The 26366-nt window shown below is 70.4% G+C and carries 21 protein-coding genes; 9 read left to right on the forward strand and 12 right to left on the reverse strand.

Annotated elements, in window-relative coordinates; translation table 11 throughout:
* Positions 1 to 54: 54 nt before the first annotated feature.
* The 3 genes from ACTXG6_RS02465 (at position 55) to ACTXG6_RS02475 (ending at position 4397) form a co-directional block, all read left to right on the forward strand.
* On the forward strand, positions 55 to 789 hold the full coding sequence (locus ACTXG6_RS02465) for a MerR family transcriptional regulator (protein ID WP_445186128.1): 735 nt from the start codon (positions 55 to 57) through the stop codon (positions 787 to 789).
* Between the two features lie 93 nt (positions 790 to 882).
* Positions 883 to 1644: an AIM24 family protein gene (locus tag ACTXG6_RS02470; RefSeq protein ID WP_445186129.1), complete on the forward strand. Its 762-nt coding sequence runs from the start codon at positions 883 to 885 to the stop codon at positions 1642 to 1644.
* Between the two features lie 152 nt (positions 1645 to 1796).
* Complete coding sequence (locus tag ACTXG6_RS02475) at positions 1797 to 4397, forward strand: LuxR C-terminal-related transcriptional regulator (RefSeq protein WP_445186130.1); 2601 nt, start codon at positions 1797 to 1799, stop codon at positions 4395 to 4397.
* Positions 4398 to 4528: 131 nt separating this feature from the next.
* Here the strand turns inward: ACTXG6_RS02475 and ACTXG6_RS02480 are convergent, their stop codons facing one another.
* A complete protein-coding gene (locus ACTXG6_RS02480; protein WP_445186131.1) occupies positions 4529 to 5923 on the reverse strand; it encodes an FAD-binding oxidoreductase in 1395 nt (464 codons plus the stop codon).
* 176 nt (positions 5924 to 6099) lie between these two features.
* Between ACTXG6_RS02480 and ACTXG6_RS02485 the strand changes: the two genes are divergently transcribed.
* Complete coding sequence (locus ACTXG6_RS02485) at positions 6100 to 6540, forward strand: acyl-CoA thioesterase (RefSeq protein ID WP_445186132.1); 441 nt, start codon at positions 6100 to 6102, stop codon at positions 6538 to 6540.
* 53 nt (positions 6541 to 6593) lie between these two features.
* On the opposite strand, the gene ACTXG6_RS02490 is transcribed toward ACTXG6_RS02485, so the two are convergent.
* A complete protein-coding gene (locus ACTXG6_RS02490; protein WP_445186133.1) occupies positions 6594 to 7352 on the reverse strand; it encodes an enoyl-CoA hydratase/isomerase family protein in 759 nt (252 codons plus the stop codon).
* Between the two features lie 154 nt (positions 7353 to 7506).
* Between ACTXG6_RS02490 and ACTXG6_RS02495 the strand changes: the two genes are divergently transcribed.
* Together ACTXG6_RS02495 and ACTXG6_RS02500 are read left to right on the forward strand one after the other, a co-directional pair.
* Complete coding sequence (locus ACTXG6_RS02495; RefSeq protein ID WP_445186134.1) at positions 7507 to 8592, forward strand: S-(hydroxymethyl)mycothiol dehydrogenase; 1086 nt, start codon at positions 7507 to 7509, stop codon at positions 8590 to 8592.
* Positions 8589 to 9224, forward strand: coding sequence for an MBL fold metallo-hydrolase (locus tag ACTXG6_RS02500; RefSeq protein ID WP_445186135.1), 636 nt, complete (start codon positions 8589 to 8591; stop codon positions 9222 to 9224). Before ACTXG6_RS02495 ends, ACTXG6_RS02500 begins: the two co-directional genes overlap by 4 nt.
* Before the next feature lie 73 nt (positions 9225 to 9297).
* Here ACTXG6_RS02500 and ACTXG6_RS02505 read toward each other — a convergent pair whose 3' ends face one another.
* Positions 9298 to 10575, reverse strand: coding sequence for an MFS transporter (locus ACTXG6_RS02505; protein WP_445186136.1), 1278 nt, complete (start codon positions 10573 to 10575; stop codon positions 9298 to 9300).
* 154 nt (positions 10576 to 10729) lie between these two features.
* Between ACTXG6_RS02505 and ACTXG6_RS02510 the strand changes: the two genes are divergently transcribed.
* Positions 10730 to 11887, forward strand: coding sequence for a gamma-glutamylcyclotransferase (locus tag ACTXG6_RS02510; protein WP_445186137.1), 1158 nt, complete (start codon positions 10730 to 10732; stop codon positions 11885 to 11887).
* Positions 11888 to 11929: 42 nt separating this feature from the next.
* The gene (locus tag ACTXG6_RS02515) at positions 11930 to 13276 is read left to right on the forward strand and encodes an MFS transporter (protein ID WP_445186138.1); all 1347 of its coding nucleotides are present in this window, start codon (positions 11930 to 11932) and stop codon (positions 13274 to 13276) included.
* Positions 13277 to 13336: 60 nt separating this feature from the next.
* Here ACTXG6_RS02515 and ACTXG6_RS02520 read toward each other — a convergent pair whose 3' ends face one another.
* The 9 genes from ACTXG6_RS02520 to ACTXG6_RS02560 all read right to left on the reverse strand — a co-directional run bounded on the left by ACTXG6_RS02520 (position 13337) and on the right by ACTXG6_RS02560 (position 23927).
* Complete coding sequence (locus ACTXG6_RS02520) at positions 13337 to 14632, reverse strand: Nramp family divalent metal transporter (protein ID WP_445186139.1); 1296 nt, start codon at positions 14630 to 14632, stop codon at positions 13337 to 13339.
* Between the two features lie 53 nt (positions 14633 to 14685).
* Positions 14686 to 15381 (reverse strand): metal-dependent transcriptional regulator, encoded by a 696-nt coding sequence (locus ACTXG6_RS02525; RefSeq protein WP_445186140.1) that lies wholly within the window; start codon positions 15379 to 15381, stop codon positions 14686 to 14688.
* A 97-nt stretch (positions 15382 to 15478) separates the two neighbouring features.
* Positions 15479 to 17182 carry a chaperonin GroEL gene (gene groL / locus ACTXG6_RS02530; RefSeq protein ID WP_445186141.1) on the reverse strand — a complete coding sequence of 568 codons (1704 nt, stop codon included), beginning with the start codon at positions 17180 to 17182 and terminating at the stop codon, positions 15479 to 15481.
* 64 nt (positions 17183 to 17246) lie between these two features.
* A complete protein-coding gene (locus tag ACTXG6_RS02535) occupies positions 17247 to 18275 on the reverse strand; it encodes an NAD(P)-dependent alcohol dehydrogenase (RefSeq protein ID WP_445186142.1) in 1029 nt (342 codons plus the stop codon).
* A gap of 70 nt (positions 18276 to 18345) precedes the next feature.
* A complete protein-coding gene (locus tag ACTXG6_RS02540; RefSeq protein WP_445186143.1) occupies positions 18346 to 19416 on the reverse strand; it encodes an amidohydrolase family protein in 1071 nt (356 codons plus the stop codon).
* A gap of 84 nt (positions 19417 to 19500) precedes the next feature.
* Positions 19501 to 19872: a propane 2-monooxygenase effector subunit MimD gene (gene mimD, locus ACTXG6_RS02545; RefSeq protein ID WP_445186144.1), complete on the reverse strand. Its 372-nt coding sequence runs from the start codon at positions 19870 to 19872 to the stop codon at positions 19501 to 19503.
* The gene (locus tag ACTXG6_RS02550) at positions 19869 to 21047 is read right to left on the reverse strand and encodes a toluene hydroxylase (protein ID WP_445186145.1); all 1179 of its coding nucleotides are present in this window, start codon (positions 21045 to 21047) and stop codon (positions 19869 to 19871) included. Before ACTXG6_RS02550 ends, mimD begins: the two co-directional genes overlap by 4 nt.
* A 35-nt stretch (positions 21048 to 21082) precedes the next feature.
* Positions 21083 to 22129, reverse strand: coding sequence for an FAD-binding oxidoreductase (locus tag ACTXG6_RS02555; RefSeq protein ID WP_445186146.1), 1047 nt, complete (start codon positions 22127 to 22129; stop codon positions 21083 to 21085).
* Between the two features lie 145 nt (positions 22130 to 22274).
* Positions 22275 to 23927: a methane monooxygenase gene (locus ACTXG6_RS02560; protein ID WP_445186147.1), complete on the reverse strand. Its 1653-nt coding sequence runs from the start codon at positions 23925 to 23927 to the stop codon at positions 22275 to 22277.
* Between the two features lie 517 nt (positions 23928 to 24444).
* Here ACTXG6_RS02560 and ACTXG6_RS02565 point away from each other — a divergent pair.
* Complete coding sequence (locus ACTXG6_RS02565) at positions 24445 to 26286, forward strand: sigma-54-dependent Fis family transcriptional regulator (RefSeq protein ID WP_445186148.1); 1842 nt, start codon at positions 24445 to 24447, stop codon at positions 26284 to 26286.
* Positions 26287 to 26366 lie beyond the last annotated feature (80 nt).

A 26366-nucleotide genomic window follows, 5' to 3' on the forward strand; every position in this document is an offset into this window, starting at 1 on the left:
CTTTGTTACAGCAGCACTGTCATATAGGTCAAGCACTCGGTAGGCTTCCTTGCCGTGACCGCCGCCTCATCCGCCGCAACCGAAGAGCTCACCATCGACCAGTTGGCCAGCCGCAGCGGGATCAGCGTGCGCACCATCAGGTTCTACGCGGGCAAGGGCATGCTGCCGCCGCCGAAGCTGCGCGGCCGCCTCGGGCTCTACGGACCTGATCACCTGAGTCGACTGGACCTGATCTCCGAGCTCATCGGCCTCGGCTTCACCCTGGCCGCCATCGAGGGCTTCCTGGCCACCCTGCCGGAAACCATCGCGGTCGAGGACCTGGTGCTGCAGCGGGCGCTGCTCGCGCCGTGGGTGCCGGAGCGGCTCGAGTCCGTCACCGCCGACGAGCTGGACCGCCGCGCCGGCCGCGAGCTGAGCCCGGAGGAGCTCGCCTCGCTGGAGGCCCTCGGCGTGCTCGAGCTGCAACAGGACGGCACCGTCATGCTGCACGGCGCGGCCGCCCTCGCCTCGGCGCTGGCCAGCCTGGACATCGGGCTGCGCCCTGAGCTGCTGCGCCGCTCGCACGAGCTGATCGGCCGGCACACCGCGGCGCTGGCCGAGGACCTGATGCGGCTGTTCCAGGACGAGGTGCTGCAGCCCTACCGGGACCGGGGCCGGCCGGTCGCCGAGCGGGCCCACATGCGGGAGCTGTTCACCCGGATCAAGCCGATCACCGTGCAGGGCGTGGTGACCGCGTTCGGCCGCGCGATCAACCGCACCATCCGGGAGCGCTACACCGACGCCGGCTAGCCGCCCGGTAACGAGCGGTACGGGGTGGGCGAATTTCCTTCCTGAGTGAAGCCCCGGCTGTCCTACGCTGGCGGCTCGTCCCGAGGAGGACCCATGCGCAGCGACCTTTTCGCCCCCAGCCATGCGGAGGCACAGACCACCAAGGCCGGTCTGACCCTGCAGAACTCGAAGATGCTCAAGGTCGCGCTGAACGGCGATGTGATCGCCAGGCAGGGCGCGATGGTGGCCTACCAGGGCCAGATGAACTTCGAGGGCCTCGGCTCCGGTGGCATCGGCAAGTTCATCAAGCAGCAGCTCACCGGCGAGGGCATCCCACTGATGCGGGCCACCGGCCAGGGCGACCTGTTCCTCGCCGACCGGGCCGCGGACATCTTCCTCATCGACCTCGAGGGCCAGAACGACGGGCTCACCATCAACGGCGCCAACGTGCTCGCCTTCGAGTCCACCCTGAGCTGGGACCTGCACCGGGTGCAGGGCGCCGGGATGCTGTCCACCTCGGGCCTGTTCAACTGCCTGTTCACCGGCGCCGGCCGCATCGCGATCACCTGCAAGGGCTCGCCGGTGGTGCTGAACGTGGACCAGCCGACCTACGCCGACCCGCAGGCCGCCGTGTGCTGGTCCGCTGGGCTGCGCACCGGGTTCCACCGGGCCGACCAGCTGGGCCTCGGCACTCTGCTCGGCCGCAGCAGCGGTGAGGCGTTCACCATGAGCTTCACCGGCCAGGGCTTCGTCGTGGTGCAGCCGTCCGAAGAGGTGGCCGGCAGTTTGGTGGGCGGCACCGGCAGCGGTCAGCAGGCCGGTACCACCGGCAGCGGCCTCGGCGGCGTACTGGGTGGGATGCTCGGCGGCCGGTGACCCCGGAACGCGCGCCCAGCCGCTGAACAGGGCCGCTGAGCAGGGCCGCTGAGCAGGCGCACCGGGCCGACCGGTCCACTGGGCGGACCGGTCCACCGGGCGGACGGCCCTAACACCTTTCGAGTGACACCTGTTCTTGGGACACTCCCAGGATGCCCCGCGACTGGCCGCTGACCGGGCGCTCGGGCCAGCAGGCCCGGGCGGTGGCCGCGCTGCGCGAGTCCGGCGGCGTGGTGCTCGCGGGCGCCGCCGGGGTGGGCAAGACCCGGCTGGCCAGGGAGATCACCGCCGACGCCGGTCGCCGCGGCCGGACCACCCGCTGGGTCGGCGCGACCGCGTCATCGCGCAACATCCCACTGGGGGCGTTCGCCGCACTCGTCGCCGAAGCCGGCGGCGGGACCGAGCTGACCCTGCTCGGACGGGTCGGCGCCGCGCTGCGCGGGGCGGTCGAGGTGCTCGCGGTGGACGACGCGCACCTGCTCGACGACGTGTCCGCCACGCTGCTGCACCAGCTGGCGCTCGAGCGCACGGTCCGGCTGGTCGTGACCGTGCGCCAGGGCGAGCCGGCGCCGGACGCGGTCACCACCCTGTGGAAGGACACCCTCCTCGAGCGGCTGGAGGTGCCGGGCCTCGACGAGCGGGACACCGTGGCGCTGGTCGAGTCCGTGCTCGGCGACGAGTTGGAGACGGCGAGCGGGCAGCGGTTGTTCGCGGTGACCAGGGGCAACGTGCTGCTGCTGCGGCACCTGGTCGCCGGCGAGCGCAGGTCAGGGCGGCTGGCGCCGGTCGACGGGCAGTGGCGCTGGCTCGGCGAGCCGGAGATCGGCCCGGAGCTGCGGGATCTGATCGACGCCCGGATCGGGCTGCTCACCGAGCAGGACCGGCGGCTGCTGGAACTGGTGGCCTTCGGTGAACCGGTCGGGGCGGAACTACTGGGCTCGCTGGTCGGGCACCCGGTGGTGGACTCCGCCGCCGAGCGCGGCCTGATCGTCGTTTCGCTCGCCGACCGGCGGTTGGAGGCCCGGCTGGCGCACCCGCTCTACGGCGAGGCGGTCCGCGCCAGGGCCGGCTCGCTCCGGGCGCGGCGCCGCCGGGGCGAGCTGTTCCGCGCGCTGGCCTCGACCGGTCACCGGCGCACCGGCGACGTCCTGCGCCTGGCCGTGCTCTCGCTGGACAGCGACACCCCGGCGGACGCGGCGCTGCTGGCTGACGCGGCGACCGAGGCCGCCGCGCTGTCGGACTGGGGGCTGGCCGAACGACTGTGCCGGGCGGCCTGCGACGCGGGCGGCGGGTTCGAACCGCGACTCGCGCTGGGGCTGACGCTGTCCTGGACGGTCCGCCCCGACGAGGCGGAGCCGGAGCTCGAACTGGCCGCCGCGCTGGCCGCGACCGACGAGCAGCGCGCCAGGGCGGCCGGCCTGCGCGCGGCGAATCGCGGCTTCCTGCAGGGTCGGCCGGGCGAGGCGATCGCGCTGCTCGACGAGGCCGGAGCGGCGCTCGGCGACGGCGACCCGGCGGCGCGCCTGCACCTGGACGGGGTACGGGCCATGTTCGAGCTCGCGCTGGACCGGCTGGGCGAAGGGCTCGCGCTCGGCACCCGGGTACTCGGTTCCCCGGGGGCACAGAGCTTCGCGGTCAGCTGGGCCGGTTACGCGGTGGTCTGCGCGAACGCGCTGCGCGGGCGGACCGACCACCTCGACGAGCTGGTGGACCGGGTGGTGACGGCCGCGGTGAGTTCCTCGGAGACCGCGCCCATGCAGTTCAACGTCCGGTACTGGCAGGCCTACGGGCTGGGCCTGGCCGGGCACCCCGGCAGGGCCCGCGAGCACCTGGCCTGGCTGCGCGAGCTGCCTGGCCGGTACGCGACCATGGCCCGGGATGCCACCGGTGGGCGGATCGCGCTGGACAGCGGCCAGGTCCGGACGGCGGCCCGGCAGCTGCGCGCCATCCTCCCGTTCTTCCCAGGTCGCGGCGGCGGCTGGACGGCACTGTTCGAAGCGGCACTGGCGCAGGCGCTGGCCATGGCCGGCGACGCGACCCAGGCGCGGGACGCGCTGGCCAGGGCCGAACTCTCCCGCCATCCGTTGATGCGCTGCGTGGAACCGGAGATAACGCTGGCCAGGGCGTGGGTGGCGGCCGCCGAGGGCGCCGTCGGACAGAGCATCGAGCTGGCCGTCGCGGCCGCCGAGCTCGCCGGTGCCTCCGGGCAGCTGGCGGTCGAGGTGGTGGCCAGGCACGCCGCCGTGTGCTTCGGCGACACCCGGCAGGCCGCCGCGCTGGCCGGGCTCGCCGATCGGGTGGACGGGCCCCGCGCACCCTCGGCGGCCGCGCACGCCGCCGCCCTCGCGGCACGTGACCCGGATGCGCTGCTCGCGGTGGCCGGGGAGTTGGAGCGGTCCGGACTGGTGCTGCTTGCGGCGGACTGCGCCGCACAGGCGGCCGAGGAGTTCCGGGCCCAGGGTCGCGCCGCGCCGGCCGCGTTCGCCGGTGCGCGGGCCGCTGCGCTCGCCCAGCGCTGCGAGGACGCCCGCACGCCGGCGCTGCGGGCCGGCACCGCGCCGCCGATCAGTGCCAGGGAACGCGAGGTGGCCACCCTGGCCGCCACCGGCCTGTCCAACCGCCAGATCGCCGAGCGGCTGCACGTCTCGGTCCGGACCGTCGAGGGGCACATCTACCGGGCCTGCACCCGGTTGGGCCTGGCCGACCGCGCCGCGCTGGCCGACCTGGTCGGCTCGCCGATCAGCCGGGCCTGACGTCCAGCTCGGTCCGGTGGCCCTGCCCAAGGCGGACCACCCGGTCGGCCGGCCCGGCTGGCCGCACGGACCGGTCGGGCTCGGGCCCGACCGGTCGGGTCGGCCGGGCCCGAGCCCCACCGGTCCGGGGGTCAGCCGGGCTTGATGTTGAGGTTGCGGTGGAAGACGTTGCCGGGGTCGTAGCTCGACTTGATCCGGGCCAGCCGCTCGTACTTCGCCTCGCCGTAGGCGGCGTGGACCCGCGACTCGTCCTGCTCGGTCAACGCGTTGATGTAGCAGCCGACGCCCGGGGTGTGCGGCCGCAGCGCCTCCCAGCAGGACCGGGCCCACGCACGGTCGGCCACCAGCAGCTCCGGCTCCGGGCACACGCCGACCATGAACACGGCGTACTTCGGCGTGCGCCGGCCGCTGAACGCGGTGTCCTCCTCGCCGAACTCCGAATACGCCCCGTCCAGCCGGTAGAACAGCATCACCGACAGCGGCGAGCTGCGTAGCGGCACCTGCTCGGTGATGACCTCGATCGCCCCGTCGGTGATCTCGTCCAGATAGGCCGACTTCTCGTAGCAGTGCATCCCCCACGCGTCCGCCTCGTCGAACAGCTGCTGCACCGCCGCGAACGGCATCGGGGTCACGAACTCGACCAGCGGCGGCAGCTCGGCACGGATGCCGGCGACGACCTCCGCGTGCTGCTCGGCGCTGCCGAATCCGGTGACCAGCAGGGCGTAACCGGGCTGGCCCTGGTACTGCTCCGGTACGAACGGGGCCGGCGGCGCGTTCAGCCCGGCGATCAGCACGTTGAGCCGCCGGTCCAGGCCGGGGATGACCTCGCGGGCCAGCCGGAGCACCTGCGCGCCCTGCTCGAGCCCCCAGAACAGGAACCCGAGGTGCACGATCGGGCCGACCTCGTGCAGCCGGAACTCGAACTCGGTGACCACGCCGAAGTTGCCGCCGCCGCCGCGGATCGCCCAGAACAGGTCGGCGTGCTCGTCGGCCGAGGCCCGCAGCACGCTGCCGTCGGCGGTCACCACCTCGGCGGAGACCAGGTTGTCGATGCTCAACCCGCCCAACCTGGTGAGCCAGCCCATGCCGCCGCCGAGGGTCAGCCCGCCGACACCGGTGTGGCTGACCATGCCGCTGGGCACCGCGAGGCCGTGCTCCTGGGTGGCCGCGTCCAGGTCGGACAGCAGCGCGCCGCCACCGACCCGCACCAGTTTCGCCACCGGGTCCACGCTCACCCGGTTCAGCGGGCTGAGGTCGATCACGAGGCCGTCGTCCACGGTGCTGGCGCCGCTCATGCTGTGCGCACCGCCGCGCACCGCGATCTCCAGCCCGCGCGCGACGCCGAACTCGATCGCCAGCGCGACATCGGACGCAGAGGCGCACCGGACGATGACCGCCGGCCTGCGGTCGATATCGCCGTTCCAGACCCGGCGGACCTCGTCGTAGTCGGCGGAGCCGGGGGCACTCAGCTGGCCGTCGATCGAAGTCCGCAGGATGTCGAGGCCACTGCCGAGCGTGCTGGTCATGTCAGCCAGCGTGACGTGGGACAGTCCGCGCGTCACGGGTAGCCGACTACCCGACCGTCGCCGGTGGACTACGCGTTCGTCAGGTCATCACCCGGGTGGACGCCGATCTCGAGAGGGTGCCCACCGCCGAGGCGCGCCCCGAGCCGGCGGCCTGACGGCGCACTAATGTCGGTGACATGGCCGCACCCACCGACTCCGAGGTCTTCACGTTCCCGGTCAACGTGCGCTACATGGAGGTCGACGTCCAGGGCGTGGTCTTCAACGGCTGGTACCTGACCTACTTCGACGACGCCATGACGGCGTTCCTCAACCACCGGGGGCTGCCGTACCTGGAGATGATGGCCGCCGGTTACGACGTCCAGCTGGTCCGCTCGGAGATCGACTACAGGTCCGGGGTGCGGTTCGGCGAGTCGATCGTGGTGGCGGTGGCCCCCTCCCGGTTCGGCCGTACCAGCTTCGCCCTGGACTTCCAGGTGCGGCGGGACAACGGCGAGGCGACTACGAACGGCCGGATCGTGTACGTGGTGGTCGGCCTCGAGAACGGCACGGTCCTCGGCAAGCGGGAGATCCCGCCGCTGATCCGGGACGCGCTCGGCGACCCCCGGCCCCTGCACTGACCCCGTGAGTGGCGAGCGGTCCCAGGGGACCACTCGCCACTCACGACCCCGGCTCAGCGCTTGCCGGTCACCGACGCCAGGTAGTCCGCGATCCACCCGTCGGACTGGTGGGCGGCCCAGACGCGCGCCACCTCGGGGTCCTCGTCGACGCGGTACCTGGCGATCCGTTCCACGGTGTCCCGGCGCAGCTGGGCCTTGGTCAGCGCGAAGGTGTCCGGCGGGCTCGCGGTGGCCAGCTCGGTGGCGGCCGCGACGGCGCGCTCGAGCAGCTCGCCGGGCTCCACGACCTCGTCGACCAGTCCGAGGGCGAGTGCGTCGGGCGGCGTGAAGGTGTCCGCACCGAAGACCAGCCGGCCGGCCGTCTTGGCACCGACGGCGTGCACCATGATCTCCAGCGGCACCCGGGGGAACGGCACGCCGACCTTGAACTCCCGGACGCCGATCTGGCCCTTGCCGGTCGCCATCAGCCGCAGGTCGGCGCAGCAGGCCAGCACACAGCCGCCGGCGATGGCGTGCCCGTTCACCGCCGCCACCAGCGGCCGCCCGAAGGTGAACACGGCGTGCAGCGCCTCGCTCAGCGCCGGCAGGAACTCGGCGAGGTAGTCCGCGCCGCCGTCCAGCAGGCTGCGCAGGTCGACACCAGCGGAGAAGGCCCGGCCCACGCCGGTGAGCACGACCGCGGCCGGCTGCTCGGCGGCCAGGGCCGTGAAAGTTTCGGTGATGTGGCGCAGCAGCACAGTGTCCATCACGTTCACGGGCCCGTGCGCGATGCTCAGCACGGCGACCGACCCGGCGTCCGTTCGCTCGATCATTTGGGAAACCTACCGTCCCCAGCCCCCGCTGACCGGCCAACTCTGGCACGCTGCCGAAGGAAACATAGGCCCCGCCGCATGGGCTGCAGCGAGCTGTCCGGTGAGGTCGTCCGTAGGGCACACAAGCCTTGAACACAGACGCGGGAGTTGAGTCATGGCGCAGGAGGTACGCGGGGTCGTCGCGCACACCAAGGGCAAGCCGGTGTCGGTGGAGACGATCACGGTGCCGGATCCGGGTCCGGGCGAGGCGGTGGTGAAGGTGCAGGCCTGCGGGGTCTGTCACACCGACCTGCACTACCGGGAGGGTGGGATCAACGACGAGTTCCCGTTCCTTCTCGGGCACGAGGCGGCCGGGATCGTGGAGTCGGTCGGCAGCGGCGTCACCGATGTCGAGCCGGGCGATTTCGTGATCCTGAACTGGCGGGCGGTGTGCGGTACCTGTCGGGCCTGTAAGCGCGGGCAGCCGTGGTACTGCTTCTCGACGTTCAACGCCGAGCAGCCGATGACGCTGGCCTCGGGCCAGGCGTTGTCCCCGGCGCTGGGCATCGGCGCGTTCGCGGAGAAGACGCTGGTCGCGGCCGGGCAGTGCACGAAGGTGAACCCGGCGGCGAAGCCCGAGGTGGCCGGACTGCTGGGCTGCGGGGTGATGGCCGGCATCGGCGCGGCGATCAACACCGGTGGCATCGGCCGGGGCGACTCGATCGCGGTGATCGGCTGCGGCGGCGTGGGCAACGCGGCGATCGCCGGCGCCCGGCTGGCCGGGGCCACCACGATCATCGCGGTGGACATCGACCCCCGGAAGCTGCAGTGGGCGAAGGACTTCGGCGCCACGCACACGGTGAACTCGCGCGAGGTCGACCCGGTCGAGGCGATCCAGGAGCTCACCGACGGCAACGGGGCGAACGTGGTCGTCGACGCGGTCGGCCGGCCGGAGACGTTCAAGCAGGCGTTCTACGCGCGTGACCTGGCCGGTACCGCCGTGCTGGTCGGGGTGCCGACGCCGGACCTGATGTTCGAGCTGCCACTGATCGACATCTTCGGGCGCGGCGGGGCCACCAAGTCGTCCTGGTACGGCGACTGCCTACCCAGCCGGGACTTCCCCGCACTGATCGACCTGCACCTGCAGGGCCGGCTGCCGCTGGAGAAGTTCGTCTCCGAGACGATCAGCCTGGACGACGTGGAGGAGGCCTTCCACCGGATGGAGCGCGGCGAGGTGCTGCGCTCGGTGGTGCTGCTGTGAGCGCCTCGGACGCGATCGGGCACCTGGTCACCTCCGGCACGTTCTCCCTCGACGGCGGCACCTGGGACGTGGACAACAACGTCTGGCTCGTCGGTGACGCCAACGAGGTGCTGGTGATCGATGCGGCGCACGACGCCGACGCCATCGCCGCCGCCGTCGGTGATCGGCGGGTGGTGGCCGTGGTGTGCACGCACGCGCACGACGACCACGTCAACCAGGCGCCGGCGTTGGCTGACCGGTTCGGTGCGCCGATCCTGCTCAATCCGGCCGAGGCGCCGTTGTGGCAAATGACCTGGCCGGACCGCAAGCCGGACGGCGAGCTCACGGACGGCGACGTGCTGCGGGCCGGCGGTATCGAGCTGCGGGTACTGCAGACGCCGGGGCACTCACCCGGTTCGTCGTGCCTGTACGCGCCCGAGCTCAGCGTGGTGTTCACCGGCGACACCTTGTTCAACGGCGGCCCCGGTGCCACCGGGCGGTCGTACTCCAGCTTCGACACGATCGTCGAGTCGATCAGGACGAAGCTGCTGACACTGCCCGCCGACACCGAGGTGCGCACCGGCCACGGCGACTCCACCCGGATCGGCGCCGAGTCGCCGCACCTGGAGGAATGGATCACCCGAGGCAGCTGACCCCCGTGAGTGGCTAGCGTTGTCAGAGCAACGCTGGCCACTCACGACTGGTGAACCGCGGCTCAGCTGTGGCTCAGCCGCGGTTCGGGCGGCCGGCCCGGGTGAACGGCAGCACCAGGACCAGCAGCAGGGCGGCCGCGCCGAAGGTCACCCGGAACCCGAACAGCTCCGCCACCGCGCCGAGTCCGACCGCCCCGGCGCCGGTACCCGCGTCGAAGGCGATGTTCCACAGCGCACTGGCCCGGCCGTAGCGTGCCGCGCCGGCCGCCGCGAACAGCGCCACCATCGAGTCGTTCTGCACCAGCCCGAAGCCGAACCCGACGAGCACCGCCCCGGACGCGAGCAGCACCGCCCCACCGACCGACGGCGCCGGTGCCACCAGTACCTCGGCGAGCAGACCGACGACCGCGATCAGCACCCCGGGACCGAGCAGCCGCCCGCCAAGACCACGGCGGTCCACCAGGTGACCGGCCACGACCCGGCCCAGCAGCGCCCCGCCGGCGGTCCCGAACAGCGCAACCGGCACCACCACACCCGGCCCGGCGAACGCCAGCGGCAGGAACGTGATCAGCGCACCCTGGGCGGTCGCGCAGCCCAGCATCGCCAGCACCGGGCCGACCGAGCCTCTCGACCGCGCTCCAGACCCGGTCGGGGCGACGGTCGGCGGCGGTGTCGCGGCCGGCGGCGGCACTAGCCCGGGCGAGGCGCGCAGGTCCGGAGAGGCGAGCGGGTCGGGTTCGGGCAGTGACGTGACCGGGGCGGAGCGCGCGCCCGAGGTGGTGCGCAGGAACGGCAGCAGCGGCACGCCGAGCAGCGGGACGGCCGCCACCACCAACACCGCCGCGAACCCGACGTGCTGCACCACACCCACCCCGGTCGGCAGCAGCACCAGCTGCGGCACCCCGGTGGCCAGCCCGAACAGTGCGGTCGAGCGGCCGTGCTCGGCGGGCGGCACCAGCTCGGCCACCAACGCCCCGCTGGCCACCGTGAACAGCCCGAACCCGACTCCGCGCAGCGCGGACAGCAGCAGCACCGGCGGCAACTCCGCCGACAGCGTGAGCAGCGGCGTCGGCGCCCCGAGCAACGCCAGGCCGGCCGCCAGCACCACGCGGTGCCCGAACCGGCGCAGCAGCCACGGCACGCCGAGCTGGGTCAGCACCGTGGTGAGCATGAACACCCCGGTGCTCACGCCGGCGCCGAACGCCCCGGAGCCACCCGTCGACACCCACAGCGGCACCACCGAGAGCAGCAGCGAGTAGCCGCAGGTGGCCAGGGTGCAGACGCCGAGCAGGAGCCGGAACGGGCGCCGTGACGCGCTCCGGCCGGGTGGGTCCAGTAGCCGGCGGGTCACGCCGGCACCGCCGCTGCCGCTTCCGCTGCCACCGGCGCTGCCACCGGCGCTGCCACCGGCGCTGCCACCGCCGCCGCGGCGCCCAGGGTGCGACGAACCGGCGGAACAGCCAGTTCGATCGCGCGCCGGGACATCGCTGCCTACGGTAGATCGCGTGCCCGGTTCGACGAAACTCTTCACCGACGCCGACTACCCGGCCGACCCCTACCCCGGCGTCACCCCGGACTGCTCGTTCGTCCACCTCGACGGGGTGGCGCGGCGGCTGGACCCGGACCCGACCCGCTACGCCGGCTGGCGGGTCAGCACGGACGGCGGTCGTGTCGAGGATCTGGACGACTGGCTGGCCGCCCAGGGTGCGCCGCCTCTCGCGGCCCGGGTGCCGGTGCTGAGCTACGGGTCCAACCGGTGCCCGTCGAAGATCACCTGGTTGCGCCGGCAACTCGGGCTGAGCGGGCCGGTCGTCGTACTGGACGTGCTGACCGAGGGCGTCGCGGCGGTGTGGGCGGCCGGGCTGCGCACCCGGGACGGCCAGCGACCGGCGGTGCTGGCCGCCGCGCCCGGGGTCACCGAACGGCACGCGCTGTGGCTGGCCACCCCGGCGCAGGTCGCGGTGCTGGACCGCTGCGAGGGGCGTGGCGAGCGGTACCGGCTGGTCCGGTTGCGCACCGGGCGGGTGCGCGGCGCGGACGGCACGGTGTTCGACAGCCCGTGGTGCTATCTGGGCGCCGGGCCGATCCGGGCGCCGCTGCTGGTGGCCGGCGCGCCGGTGCGCTGCGCGGAGCTGCGCCAACAGGACGCGTGCCGGCTGATCGGCACCGCCGCCGCCACCGACGGGCTGGACGCCGACGAGGTGAGCGGAGCGCCGCACCCGGACCAGTGGCCCGCCACCCTGTTCGGCTACGGGTTGCTGCAACCGGGGCGGTCCGGCTGGCCCCTCGTCGCGCCGCACGCCGCCGGGCCGGGCCGGGCCGCCCGCGCGCGCGGAACCAGGTACGACACCGGGCTGGGCTGGCCGGCGATGTTGCTCGGCGAGCACCCGGACGTCCCCGGCACACTCACCCCATTGCGTGATCCGGTCGGGCTGCTGCCGGCGCTGGACGAGTACGAGGGACCCGACTACCGGCGGGTACGCCTGACGCTGCCCCACGACGGAGCCGTGACCTGGGCATATGCCTGGGTAGGCGACCGGGGCCGGCTGCGGGCGACGGGCCGCGACGACACGCCCGGGTGTACCGCGGCGACGAATTCGGCGGCCGGCTCGGGGATTAACGGCCAGCCGATCGGGGTACAGGACACAGAAATCAGGCGGTAAGGGGCCCGATTCGGGGGATCCCTGGCCGGTGAAGGGAACGCGATGAGCTCAGCTGCCGACTCGACGGCACAGAACGAACCCGACGAACGGATAGTTCGGCGGGCGGTCGCCGGTGCCGCGATGGGCAACGCGGTGGAGTGGTTCGACTACGCCATCTACAGCTACCTGATCACCAGCGTCGGGCTGAACTTCTTCCCGGACAGCAGTCCGGCCGCCCGCACCCTGCTGACCTTCTCCGGTATCGCCATCCCGTTCGCGCTGCGCCCACTGGGCGGCATCGTGCTCGGCCCGCTCGGTGACAAGTTCGGCCGCCAGCGGGTGCTCTCGATGACGATCCTGTTCATGTCCGGTGCGACGTTCCTGATCGGTCTGATCCCCAGTCACAACACGATCGGCGTCGCGGCGCCGATCCTGCTGGTGGTGCTGCGGCTGATCCAGGGCTTCTCCACCGGCGGCGAGTACGGCGGCGCGGCCACGTTCATCGCCGAGTACGCCCCGGACAAACGGCGGGGCTTCTTCGGCGCGTTCCTCGAGTTCGGCACGCTCGGCGGCTTCGTGCTCGGCGCCGCACTGGCCACCACCTTCCAGCTCTCCCTGTCCGAGGCCGCGATGAACAGCTGGGGCTGGCGGATCCCGTTCCTGCTCGCCGCGCCGCTCGGTCTGGTCGGCTTCTACCTGCGGAACAAGCTGGAGGACACCCCGGCCTTCCAGCAGCTCTCGCACGGTGAGACCCAGCGGGTGCCGCTCGGGGAGATGCTCTCGAACAACTGGCCGCAGATCCTGAACCTGATCGGCATCGTGATCCTGCTGAACGTGGCGGACTACACGGTGCTGACCTACATGCCGACCTACCTGACCCAGGTGCTCGGGATCAGCGACGCCGAGTCGAACCTGACGTTGATCGGCATCATGCTGGTGATGATGGCGCTCATCGCGCCGGTGGGCGCACTGTCCGACCGGGTCGGCCGCAAGCCGATGCTCCTCACCGCCGCGGTCGGGTTCCTGGTGCTCAGCTACCCCGCTGTGGCGCTGATCAACCTGAAGAGCGTGCTGCCGGTGACCATCGGCCTGGCCGTGCTCGGGCTGCTGTTGCTGCTGATGCTGGGCACGATCGGCTCCACGTTCCCGGCGATGTTCCCGACCAGGAACCGGTACGGCGGCATGTCCATCGGCTACAGCGTGTCCACCGCGCTCTTCGGTGGCACCGCGCCGCTCGCCATCTCCGCGCTGATCACCAAGACGGGCAGCACGTCGATCCCGGCCTTCTACATCATGGTGGCCGCGGTGATCGCGATCGTGCCCATCGTGCTCATCCCGGAGACGGCGCGGAAGTCCATCTCGCACGCCACCGAGGTGCCCGGTACCCGGCCGGAGTTCGCGCACGCGTAGCGCCCACATACCCCCCGGGGAGCACAACGACCTGCTGGTCGACGCGGCGACGCACAGCGCCTAGCCGACCAGCAGGTCGACAATCAGGTAGACGTTCAGCACGATGACGAGCGCCGCGATCAGGCTGGCCGCGAGCGTGGTGACGCGCCGGTTGACCAGCGCGCCCATCACGTCGACCCGCCGGGTCAGCAGCACCATCGGCACGAGCGCGAACGGGATGCCGAAGGACAGCACAACCTGCGAGGCGACCAGGCTGCCGGTGGTCGGCAGGCCCAGCCCGAGCACCACCAACGCGGGCAGCATGGTCAGGGCGCGGCGCAGGAAGATCGGGATGCGCCGGCGGATGAACCCCTGCATGACCACCTGGCCGGCGTAGGTGCCGACGCTGGACGAGGACAGTCCGGAGGCCAGCAGCGCCACCGCGAAGGCCAGCGCCGCGCCGCCACCGACCAGGTCACCGAGCCCGGCGTGCGCGGCCTCGATGGAGTCGACGCCGGAGTGCCCGGTCGACCCGGACTCGGCACTGAACAGCGACGCCGCGATGACCAGCATGCACAGGTTGATCACACCGGCGGCGCCGAGCCCGGCGTACACGTCGAGCCGCTGGAACCGCATGACCTCACGCCGCTCGGCGTCGTCACGCACCGCGATCCGGTTCTTGGTCAGTGCGGAATGCAGGTACACCACGTGCGGCATGACGGTGGCGCCGATGATGCCGGCGGCCAGCAGCACGCTGCTCGAGTCGGGGAAGATCGGCAGCAGCCCGCTGAGCGTGCCCCGGACCGACCCGCCGACGGTGACCAGGTCGTAGGCGAAGCCGAGGAAGACGAGGGCGAGCAGCCCTGCGATGGCAAGCTCGAACCGCCGGTAGCCGCGCTGCTCGAGGGCCAGGATGCCGAACGCGATCACCGCGGTCATCAGCCCGGCCGGGAACAGCGGCACCCCGAACAGCAGGTTCAGCCCCACCGCGGCACCGACGAACTCGGCGAGGTCGGTGGCCATCGCGACCAGCTCGGCCTGCACCCACAGCCCGCGCGAGACCGGTCGGGGAAGGTACTCGCGGCACAGTTCGGGCAGGTCACGGCCGGTGGCCACGCCGGTCTTCGCGGAGAGGTACTGCACCAGCATGGCCATCGCGTTGGCCACCACGATGACCCACACCAGCTGGTAGCCGTACTGCGCGCCGGCCTCGAAGTTGGTGGCGAAGTTGCCGGGATCGACATAGGCCACGGCCGCCACGAAAGCCGGGCCGAGCAGCGCGAACGCACCCCGGAACCGACCCCTGGCACGCAGCTCGCGCAGGGATGCCCCGGGCTGCGCCAGCTCCGGCGCCGCGCCGGGACGAGACTTCGTCATGCCTAACTTTAAGATGTGGAGCGACGAACAACAAGGCGAACACCAGACGGACCTCAGGTTCCGCCGTCGACACCGACCCACATCGCATTGACCAGCGCCGGACCCAGCTGGCGAACCGCCGCGGTGGACAGCTCACCCACCCGGACCAGGTAGGACCCGCCGTACGGAGCGCGCTCGACCACCTCGAGCCGGGCGCCGAGCTGGATACCCTCGGCGGTCAGGTGCCGCAGCATGCCCGGGTCGACGTCGTCGACGCGGACGAACTCACCGGCCGTGCCCGGCTCCACGGTGGACAGCCGCCGCGCGCGCAGCGGCTCCAAGCGGCCCTCCTTGGTGGGGATGGGGTCGCCGTGCGGATCCAGCCTGGGGTGGCCAAGGCGCTCGGCGATCCGGTCGAGCAGACGGTCGGACACCGCGTGCTCGAGCACCTCGGCCTCGTCGTGGACCTCGTCCCAGCCGTACCCCAGCTCGGTCACCAGGTACAGCTCGATCAACCGATGTCGCCGGACCACGCCGAGCGCGACGTGCCGACCGGTATCGGTGAACTCGATGTTGCCGTATTTCGGGTGCTCCAACAGCTCGAGTTGGCAGAGCTTGCGCACCATCCCGGACACCGACGATGCGGAAACACCCAGCCGCTCGGCCAGCCGGGTCGTGGTGATCTTGCTTTCCTCGCGCTCTTCGAACGCGTAGATCACCTTCAGGTAGTCCTCAACTGACGCCGAGTACCGCTCGGACTCGGAACTCACGGCTATCAGCGTAGGCGAACTTGCCTGGATCGCCACGGGCGGTCCGAACATGAGTGGCTGGCGATGCCCCGTTGCAACCGCCAGCCACCCACACCTGTCAGCCGATCGCCGGGCCGAGCCCGAGCGACTGCGGCGTGCTCGAGTCGGGCGAGGGCTGCCGCAGCCCCTCGTCCAGCGGGCCGAACTCGGTCATCAGCGAGGCGCTGCCGCCCCACGGCGTCTGCTCCTCGGCGACCAGCGAGTTCGTGGTGAGCAGCAGCCCGGCCACCGAGGCGCCGTTCTGCAGCGCGGAGCGGGCCACCCGCAGCGGGTCGATGATGCCCATCTCGATCATGTTCCCGTAGCGGCCCTCCAGGGCGTCGAAGCCTTCGTCCGGCCCGATCTCCACGCCCATCCGCTGCACCTTGGCCACCACCTCCTGACCGGGGTAACCGGCGTTCGTGGCGATCAGGTAGGCCGGCTCGGTGAGCGACCGGCGCACGATGTCCGCGCCGATCGCATAGTCGCCCTTGAGGTCCAACGCGTCGAGCGCCTTCTCGGCGTGCACCAGCGCGGCCCCGCCACCGGCCACGATGCCCTCCGCCATGGCCGCCCGGCAGGCGGACAGTGCGTCCTCCACCCGGTGCTGCAGCTCCTTCAGCTCGGCGTTCGTCGGCGCGCCGACCCGGATGACCGCGATCTTGCCGGTGAGCGCGCCGATCCGTTCGGCCAGCACGTCCTCGTCCACCCCGTACTGCGCGCGCCCCATCTCCGAGCGCAGCTGGGTGATCCGGAAGCCGAGGTTCTCCGCCGTACCGGCGCCGCCGACGATGGCGGTGCTGCTGTCGGTGACCCGAACCTGCTCGGCGCGCCCCAGGTGCTCCACCCCCATGGTCTGCAGGTTGAAGCTGGCGTACTTGCTCAGCACGGTGCCGCCGGTGATCGCGGCGATGTCCTCCAGCTTGTGCAACCGGCGGTCACCGAAACCGGGGGCACGGACCGCGCAGGCCTGGAAGGTGCGGTTCACGTGGTTGTGCACCAGCATGCTGAGCGCGGTGCCCTCGATGTTCTCCGCGATGATCAGCAGCGGCCGCGGCGCGCGCATGATCTTGTCGAGCAGCGGCATCAGGTCCCGGACCTGGGTGATCTTCTCGTTGGTGATCAGGATGTACGGGTCGTCCAGGACCGCCTCCAGCCGGCCGGGGTCGGTGACCAGGTAGGGCGAGACGAACCCGTTGTCGAACTCGAAGCCCTCGACGAAGTCCACGCTCATCCCGTACTGGGCGGCCTCCTCGACGGTCACGATGCCGGTCTGGCCGACGGTGTGCAGCGCCCGGGCGATCACCCGGCCGACCATCACGTCGTCGTTGGCCGAGATGCCGGCCACGTGGGCGAAGTCCTCCTCGGTCTCCACCAGGTGCGCCACGGACTGCAGGTGCTCCACCAGCGCGCCCACGGCGAGGTCGATACCCCGCTTGACCAGCACCGGGTTACCGCCGCTCCCGATCGCCTTCATGCCCTCGCGGACGATGGCCTGGGCGATCACGGTGGCTGTGGTGGTGCCGTCGCCGACCATGTCGTTGGTCTTGATGGCGGCTTCCTTGACCAGCTGGGCGCCCATGTTCTCGAACTGGTTCTTGAGGTGGATCTCCCGTGCGATGGTCACCCCGTCATTGGTCACCACCGGGCTACCGGTGATCTTCTCCAGGATGACGTTGCGACCCTTGGGGCCGAGCGTCGACTTGACCGCGTCGGCCAGCTTGTCGACCCCCGCCTGCAAGAGCGCGCGGGCCTCCTCGTCGAAACGTAGCTCCTTTGCCACCGTGTCTCCTTAGGAAATGTCAGTGCTGGTCAGCGAGTGAGGATGGCGCGGCCGCGGGTCCGGATCAGGGGACGAGGATGGCGCGGCCGCGGACCCGACCGTGGTCGAGATCGTCGAGCGCCTCTACCGCCGCATCGAGCGGGTACTGCCTGGTGTGCAGGGTGACCTTGCCGGCCTGGGCCAGGACCATCAGCTCGGCGAGGTCGTTGTAGGTGCCGACGATGTTCCCGATGACGTTCTTCTCGCCGCCGACGAAGTCCAGCGTGGGCGCCCGGAACTCGCCGCCGTAGCCGATGATGTACTGCGAGCCGGCCGGCGCGGTCATCTGCCACGCGTCCTGCTCCGCGCCGCCCTCTGCGACGAAGTCGAACACGACGTTGGCCCCGTTGCCGCCGGTCAGGTCCTTGACGGCGTCGATGTGGCTGCCGTCGGCCAGTACGGTCTCGTCGGCGCCGATCTGCTTGGCCAGCTCCAGCGCCTCCGGGCTGCGGTCCACCACGATGATCTTGGTGGCGGTGAGTGCGGCGAGGGTCTGGATGCCGATGTGGCCCAGCCCGCCGGCGCCCTGCACCACGGCGGCCGTGCCCGGGTACAGCGACGGCACGGCCTTGCGGACCGCGTGGTAAGCGGTGATGCCGGCGTCGGCCAGCGCGGCGACGTCGGCCGGGTTGGTGTCCGGGTTGAGCTTGACGCAGGCCCGGGCGGTGGTGCGCAGGAACTCGGCCATGCCACCGTCGTTGTCGGACAGACCGGGGAAGAACGCATCCTCACACTGCATGTCCCGCCCGGCGCGGCAGGCCAGGCACAGCCCACAGCTCGGCTGCGGATGCAGGATCACCGTGTCCCCGGGGGCGACGTTGGTGACGCCCTCACCGACCGAGTGCACCCAGCCGGCGTTCTCGTGGCCGATCGTGTACGGCAGGTGTGGGCCCATCGCCTCGGCCCACTGGCCCTCGATGATGTGCAGGTCGGTTCGGCAGACCCCGGCCCCACCGATCTTCACGATGACGTCGAGCGGTCCGGAGAGCGTCGGCTCCGGAACGTCCTCGACCACCGGTGGCTTGTGGTAGTCGTGCAACCGCACTGCCTTCATGTGTCCTCCTTCGTCGGACCCGTGAGTGGCGAGTGGTCCTGGGGGACCATTCGCCACTCACGATGCTTGATCAGGCCTGGGTGCCGGCGGAGCCTGTCACGAGTTCTTCCCCGGGTGCCTCGGCGTCACCGGTGGCGGTGTTGGCGCCGAGCTGGGCTTCGGCCGGTACCGGGATGTCGTAGAGCCGGGCGGCGTTGAGCCCGAGGATCTTCTTCTTGCTGTCGGTGGTCAGCCTGGGGTAGTCGGAGAACTGGTCCTCGTCCGGCATCTGCCAGTCGACGAGGCCTTCGACCTGCCACTTCGGGGTCCAGATGTTGTAGTCCCCGCCGTAGAGCATCTTGTCCTCGCCGACCCAGAACAACAGCTCGCCCATCACCTTGGCGAAGAACTTCGGCCGCGCGTACATCAGCCCGCCGACCACCACGCTCAGCCCCGCGTAGACGTTCGGCTCCTGCACCGCCATGAAGCAGAAGTCCTCGATCCGCGGCAGACCCACGTGCTCGACGATGAAGTTCAGGCCCTGGAACGACGTCGCGGCGGTATCGACGTCACGCACGTCGAACGCGTCCTTGTCCAACGGCCAGATCGTCGGGCCCTTGTGCACGTGGATGTTCTTGATGCCGAGCTCCTGGGACTTCTCCAGGAACCGGAACGCCTCCGGGTCCCGCAGCGTCCAACCCCGCGAACCCTGGCGCCACTCCGCCGTGTACAGCTTCACACCGGTGAAGTTGTAGCGCTTGTGGTCCTCTTCCAGCTGCTTGATGCCGGCGTCACCCTCGCGCGGGTCCCAGCGGCCGTTCACCAGGAGCTTCCCGGGGTAGCGCTCCGCGAGCGCCCCGTTGCGCTCCAGCGTGTTGAACCCGTCCTTGTACCACTCCTTCAGGTACGTCGACTGGAAGATCGCCACATCCACGTGGCCCTCGTCGAAGACGTCCCGGACGAAGTCCTCCTCGGTGACCTTCAGGTAGTGGTTCCAGTCCCAGTGCGTCTCGGGCGGGCCCAGCTTGTGGTAGCCGTAGAAACAGTCGATCCAGCCCTTCGCGTACTGCTCCGCCCCCGGCACCCAGTTTTCCTCACTGGCATCCCAGAAATGCGAGTGGGAATCCACCACGAAGTACTTCTCGCCGTCCTTCTCGTACATTTCCAGAGTCCTTTCGAGTGCGGAAGGCCCGTGAGTGGCGGGCGTGGCCGGGCCACGCGCGCGCCACTCACGAGCCGCAGGCAGTTAGGTGGTGGCCTTCAGGTCGAAGCCGATGTACTCGGCGGCGTCCTCCGGGTTGGCGAACATGATGGTGCGGTCGTCGAGGTGCACCATCCGCCCGTAGTGGGTGGACATGTTCTCCTCGAACTCCGCCGCGTCGAACCAGCCCTCTTCCTCACCTGCCGCGTCGTCCACGTCGGCGTAGACCAGGTCGAACCGTCCCGTGCCGTCGATCCGGATCATCGAGGGCAGCGGGGTCACCGTCACGTTGTCCAGCTTCCGCAGCACCTCCGCGACCACGGCGCCCACCTGGTTGTTCATCAGGGTGAAGCCGCACTTGTTGGATGCGGTGTTGTCCGACTTGAACGGACTCTCCGAGGTCTTGAACGCGGTCACTGGTTCAGCTCCTTCGGTGTGTCGAGGCCCAGCTCGGACAGGATTCCGGTGAAGCGGTGCTTGGCCCGGTCCAGCGCGTCCTCGAACCTGGGCGGCTTGAAGTCCGGTTGCGACCACAGCGGCTGCAGGGTGCGGGCCGCCTCCAGGCACTGCGGCACCCAGTTGGACAGCCAACCGTTCATGATCTCTTTGTTGTGCTCGGCGAACTCGCGGTCGCTGACCCTCGGCTCGAACATGGCAATGGTCATCCGCAGGTCACGCTGCGCGTAGTCGTGCTCACCGGCGCCCATGACGGTGGGGGTGACGAAGTCGCCGTTGCCGGCCGCGCACTGCTGAACCAGGCCGCTGCGGAACAGCTCACCGACCAGCGGCTCGAACACAACGTTCGCCGCGAAGATCGTCTCGCCCCAGTCGTCCTGGATCGCGGGGAGTGCCTCGGTGACCCTCCGCACGCCCTGCCAGATCGGGTCGGAGTTCCACGCCTCCAGGTGCGCGCTGCCGTCGAAGCGCTCGATCTCCTCGGAAAGGGTGAGGTTGTACAGCGCCAGGTCCTGGGCGAACCGGATCTTGTGCATGCCGTTCACCGCCATGGCGGTGTTGTGCATGTTCGTCGGGCCCGACCGGTTGGCGTGGGAGAACACGTACAGGCCGAGGATGTGCTCGACGTGCATCCAGGCACCGACGTTGTGGGCCACGAAGTGCACCCAGTTGTTGTTCCACTGGTCGAACGCCTTGGCCTGCCGGGCGTTGTCGATGTTCTGGTTGAGCTGGCGGACGACGTTCGCGCCGTAGCGGTAGAGCGTCATCTCCCACTCTTCGTTGGGGTCGCGGAACTCGTGCCAGCCGTGCGCCGGCCAGACGAAGTCCTTCGGCAGGCCGCCGGACCCGACGCCCTTCGGCGGCTCCGGGTCGTCGACACCCCAGGCCTTGAGCTTGGTCCAGGTCAGCGGGTAGCCCGTCTCGCCGTCCGCGAAGCCGTAGATCCAACCCTGGGCCAGGTAGTGCCGAGGATCCGGCTGCACCTCGACGGTGACGTCCTCGTAGTGCGTCTGCTTGCGCTTCTGCGGCTTGAAGTAGTTGTACCGGCGGGCGGTCGAGTCGGGGAACTCCTTGGCGCCGGCCTCGGCGTCGGTGAAGTTGACCTTCGGTACCGACCGTTCCTGTGCGGTTGTCATAGCGCTCTCCTCGCCCCGGCCGAGCCGGGAGATCGTTACTGCCCGGGTTCGCCCGTCGTGGTGAACTTGTCGTAGTAGATCCGCGCCTCAGCGACGCCGAGCTTGGCCAGCAGCGGCATGGCCGCCTCGACCATCGGCGGCGGCCCGCAGACGTAGGCGTCCTGCCCGGCGAGGTCGGACTGCAGCCGCTTGACCACCTCGGTGATCAGCCCGGTCTCGCCCTCCCAGCCGCACTCGGCGGTGGGCTCGGACAGCGCCGGCACGTACCGGAACCCCGGCAGCGACTCCTCCAGTGCCCGGAGCTCTTCCTCGAAGCACAGGTCGGCCCGGGTGCGTGCGCCGTAGTAGAAGGTGGCCTTGCGGGCGATGCCTCGGTCGGACATGGACCGCAGCAGGGACAGGATGGGTGCCATCCCGGCCCCGCCGCCGACGAAGACCAGGTCCGAGTCGTGGCTCTCCCGCAGGGTGAACACCCCGAACGGCCCGCTCACCGTCAGCTGGTCGCCGACCTTGAGCTCGTCGTCCAGGTATCGGGAGAACAGCCCGTCCGAGTACACCTTGATGACGAACTCCAGTCGGCCTTCCTCCCGGCTGGAGGTGTTGGCCATGGAGAACGACCGGTGCTCGTCGGTACCCGGCACCGCGATGTCCATGTACTGCCCGGGGAAGAACTTGACCTCCTTGGGCTCCAGCAACCGCAGCACCAGGTGCCGCATGTCGTGGGTGACCGCATCGTTCCCGACGACCTCGGCGACCGCCGAGACGATCGGCAACCCGGACCGGATCATCTCCTCGTCGTAGTTGAGCAACTCGATGGTCAGGTCCTCGTAGGCATGCGCCCGGCAGAGCAGGGTGTAGCCCTCGTCCTTCTCGTAGTCGGGCAGCGCGAACGTTGAGTACGAGTCGTGCTCGACGTCCTCGCCGTCGAGGATGAACGACTTGCACGCGGCGCACTGGCCTTCCTTGCAGCCGTGCATCAACATCACGCCCTGCTCGGCGGCGCCGCGCAGGATCGTCTGGTCCTCGTCCACCTCGATCTCGATGCCGACCGGTTCGAACCGCACCACGTGCTTGTCCGCCATCGCGTTTCCTCTTATTCGGCGAGTCGGGCGTCCCAGCACACTGAGTCGGGCGTCCCAGCACACCGACGGTGTGCTGGGCGCCCCGACTCAGGGTGCTGAGAGCCCCGACTCGCTGTGCTGGTTCGCCCGACTCGCGGAGCGGCGGTCAGGTCTGGGCGGGTGCCGGCCGGCCGGCCGGTCCCTGCCTGCGGTAGTCGGCCGCCCAGGCTTCGCGCTGCTCGGGCGTCATCTCGTTGAGCACCACGTTCGGGCTCGCCAGCGGCGGGCACCGACGCAGGTGGTCCAACGTCCACATCTTCGACGGGTCGAGGTTCAGGTGCGGCTGCGCGACCAGGGTCTTTCCGTCGTCGCGCACGAAGCCCATGTCGGACACCACGTCGGCCCAGTTCCAGCCGTGGTACAGCGTCTCCCACTCGCGGTGGCCGACCAGCCGACCCATGTTCGGCGTCTCACGGCCCTGGTAGATGGGCCGGAAGGCGGTCGTGTCGGTCCACGCGCAGACCTCGTGGCAGTACGTGCGCACCACGCCGTCGACCTCTTCCATGACCATGTCCTCGCGGACCAGACACGGCACCATGCAGGTCCAGCAGCGGTTCGGGTACACGTAGTCGACGTCCTCGAAGACGATCGGGTTGTGCCCGTTCGGCGTGGCGAGGCGGTTGTAGTTCTCCCACCACTTGCCGTACTTCTCGTACCAGCCCGGGTACTTGTACTCGAACCACTCGAAGTCGTCGTCGGTCATCGCGTCGATGCGCCAGTAGTTGGCCAGCCAGCCGGTGGCGAAGAACTGCGCGACCTCGTGGACGTAGCCCTTCTCCCAGATCTGCTTCCACGACTCTTCGATCAGGTCGTGCGGGATGACCAGGCCGTACTTCTCCAGCGGCACCAGGTAGCTGCGGTAGTAGTCGTCGTAGATCCAGCGGCGCCACATCTCCGCGTAGGACTCGCGCTCCTTGCGGCGGTCCTTGGTGCCGTACTCGATGAACGTGCCGATCGCGGCGTCCACCACGCGGTGGTTGTTCCACCACGCGTAGCGCAGGTCGCGCTCGAGCAGCTGGTGGTTGCTCTCGTCCGACAGCGCCATCAGCAGCGTGGCGTAGCCGTTGGAGATGTGCCGCGACTCGTCCGACTGCACCGAGTGGAACACCGTGGGCAGCAGGTAGTCGCCGTTCGCGGCCGCCTCGGCCGGCATGGCCACGAACAGCGTGTTGGTGAACGCCGTCTCGGCCACGATGGTCAGGTAGATGCTGGCCGCGGTGATCGCGTCGCCGGTGATGAAGCCTTCCGCGAACTGCCGCCCGATCGTGCCGCAGTAGTCGTTGTGGAAGTTCCGCAGGCTCGAGTTGAAGCCGGCCGGGTCGATGTAGTTGTTCATGTAGATGCGCTTGAGGTTCTGCTGGATCGTGCTGTGCCGAACCTCGTCGATCATCTGGATCGCCTGGCCGTTGTGCAGCTCCGGGTTGGGCACCGTGTGGAACAGCATCGGCATCGACCGGGCGGCCGAGATCTCGGGCAACGGGATGATGCTCAGGAAGAGCTTCTGCCACTCCAGCCAGCGCTCCTGCACCTGGCGGAACATGTTGCCGCGGATCGCGCCGTCCTGTGCGCCGTAGACCCGGTGATCCTTCTCCTCCTGCATCGGGAAGTAGGACCGCAGGACCTGCTTGAGCGGGTCCTTCTTCTGCGCCTTCTGGAAGGTGTAGTCAGTGCCGTACTTCTGGTACGGCGTGTGGTACATCGGTTCCCAGGAGAGTTCCTGGATCTTCTGGTGCGCCTTTGCCACGCTTTGGCGACTCATGGGTCACTCCTCGCCCCTGCTCGGGTAGGCCAGGTGCGCTTGCCCTGACCACATGCCTCGTGACTCCGCCTGGCGAAGTCCTTCTTGCTGGTGGCGTGCGTTCTGAGGAGGACTGTCGGTGGCTTTCGGCGGCGCTTCCGGCGGTGTCCTCCCCGTGCTAGGGATCACACCGGGTCACGGGAGTGACCGGGGTCTCATCATGAGACGAGGACGGGCTCCCTCGATCGGGTGAACACCGCACGGCGCGAGTTCGCGAAGACAGGTGACCGCGGTCTCATCATGAGACATCGGCCGGCCAGCTCGAACGCCTACCGTTCATGGCGCTAGCGGCGTAACTTCGAGATGGTTGCCCTCGACGTGATACCGCAGCACCACGTCACCGACGGAGTTGGCGAGGAGGCAGCCCGTATTGCCCGACGCGTCCAGACCACCACATCCAGGACACGCTCCTAGTCCGCGACTGGCCGCCAGTCGCGAACTGGCCCATGCCCGCGAGTGCTTCCTGACCTTCGACAACGTGACACCCGGTGTCGTCCGCCCGCCGATCATGGCGTCCTGGCGACGGTCCCGGGACTTCCACGTCTCCGCCGACCATTTCGAGCTGCAGTACGCGCCGAACCCGGACCGGGCCGCCTCGCTGGCGCACAGCGCGAACCGAATCATCTCCGAGGCCAGCGCACAGTTCAGCAACGAGCCGGTCAGCGTCATCCTGACCGACTCCGAAGGCGTCGTGCTGGAGCGCCGGACCGGCGACTCGCGGCTGCAGCGAGCCCTGGACCAGGTGTCGCTGGCGCCCGGGTTCAGCTACGCCGAGGAGTTCGTCGGCACCAACGGCATCGGCACCGCGCTGGAGGGGCGCGGCCCGGCCCAGGTGTTCGGCCACGAGCACTACGTGGAGAACCTGGAGGAGCTGGCCTGTGCCGGTGCCCCGATCCACCACCCGACCACCGGCAAGGTGCTCGGCGTGGTCGACCTGACCTGCTGGCGCACCGACGCCAACCAGATGATGGTGGCCGCCGCGTCGACGCTCGCCCGGCGCATCGAGGAAGCGCTGCTGGAGCACACCGGCCGCCGGGAGCTCGCCCTGCTGCAGGACTACCTGGCCGCCTGCCAGCGCAACCGGGGCCCGGTGCTGGCGATCAGCAACGACCTGGTGATGCTCAACGACGCCGCCCGCCAGCTCATCGACCCGATGGACCAGGTCACCCTGCTCGGGCTGGCCAGTGAGGCGCTGGCCGCCGGCAAGCCCAGCCAGTTCAGCTGCCCGCTACCCAGCGGCGTCACCGCGCGGGTGCACTGCCGGCCCAGCTGGAGCGATGCGTCGGTGATCGGCGGCGTGGTGAACGTGCACCTGTTCACCCGGGTGGCCGCCAACACGCCGAGTGTCCTGCCGACCCCCGGCCCGCTGCCCGGCATGGTCGGCGTCGGCGCCCTGTGGACCACCTGCTGCCAGGAGGTGGAGACGCACTTCCGGTCCCGGGAGTGGCTGCTGCTGGAGGGCGAACCGGGCACCGGCAAGTTCACCGTGGCCAGGGCCACCCACCTGGCCCACACGCCGGGCGGACACCTGCGGGTGTTCAACGCCGACGAGCTCGCCGTCGAGCTGACCGGCGCGGCCGGTTCGGCAGGTTCGGCTGGCGCGGCCGGTTCGGCCGGGGCGTCAGCCAGTGGCGGCGATACGGAGCAGGCCGACGTCGGGACAGCTACCAGCCGATGGCTCGACAGCGTGCGCGAGGAGCTGACCGACGGCCGGGGCACGGTGATCCTGCGGCACGTGGACCGGCTCCCGGACGAGGTGCTGGACGAGCTGAGCGCGCTGCTCGGCCTGCTCGACGCATCCCCGCAGTCCCGGGACGGCGAGCGGCAGTGGGTGGTGGCCACCCGGTCCTCCACCGGGCCGGTGGACGGCGCGCTGGAGCGGCTGGTCAGCCGGTTCCCGCACTCGGTGGCGGTGCCGCCGTTGCGCCACCACATCGACGACCTGCGCGAACTGGTGCCGTTCCTGATCTCCCGGCTCACCCGCGGTGCCAGCCTTCGCTGCTCACCGGACGCGATGCGAGTGCTGATGCGCAACCGCTGGCCGGGCAACACCGAGCAGCTCTACCAGGTGATCCGCAAGGTGGTGACGCACCGCAGGACCGGGGTGATCACGCCGGCCGACCTGCCGCCCGAGGTACAGGCGACCAGCCGGCGGGTGCTCACGCCGCTGGAGTCCATCGAGTGCGACGCGATCATCGCCTGCCTGCGCGGGGCGGACGGCAACCGCGCCGAGGCCGCCCGGCACCTGGGCATGTCCCGGGCCACCATCTACCGCAAGATCAGGGAGTACGGCATCGTGATCCCCCCGTCCAAGGGCTGACCGAGGGAACCCCGCCCCGCCGCCTTCCGCGAGTCGGGGCTCTCAGCACACCGAGTCGGGGCTCCCAGCACACCTGAGGA

The sequence above is a fragment of the Pseudonocardia sp. Cha107L01 genome (assembly GCF_052566575.1).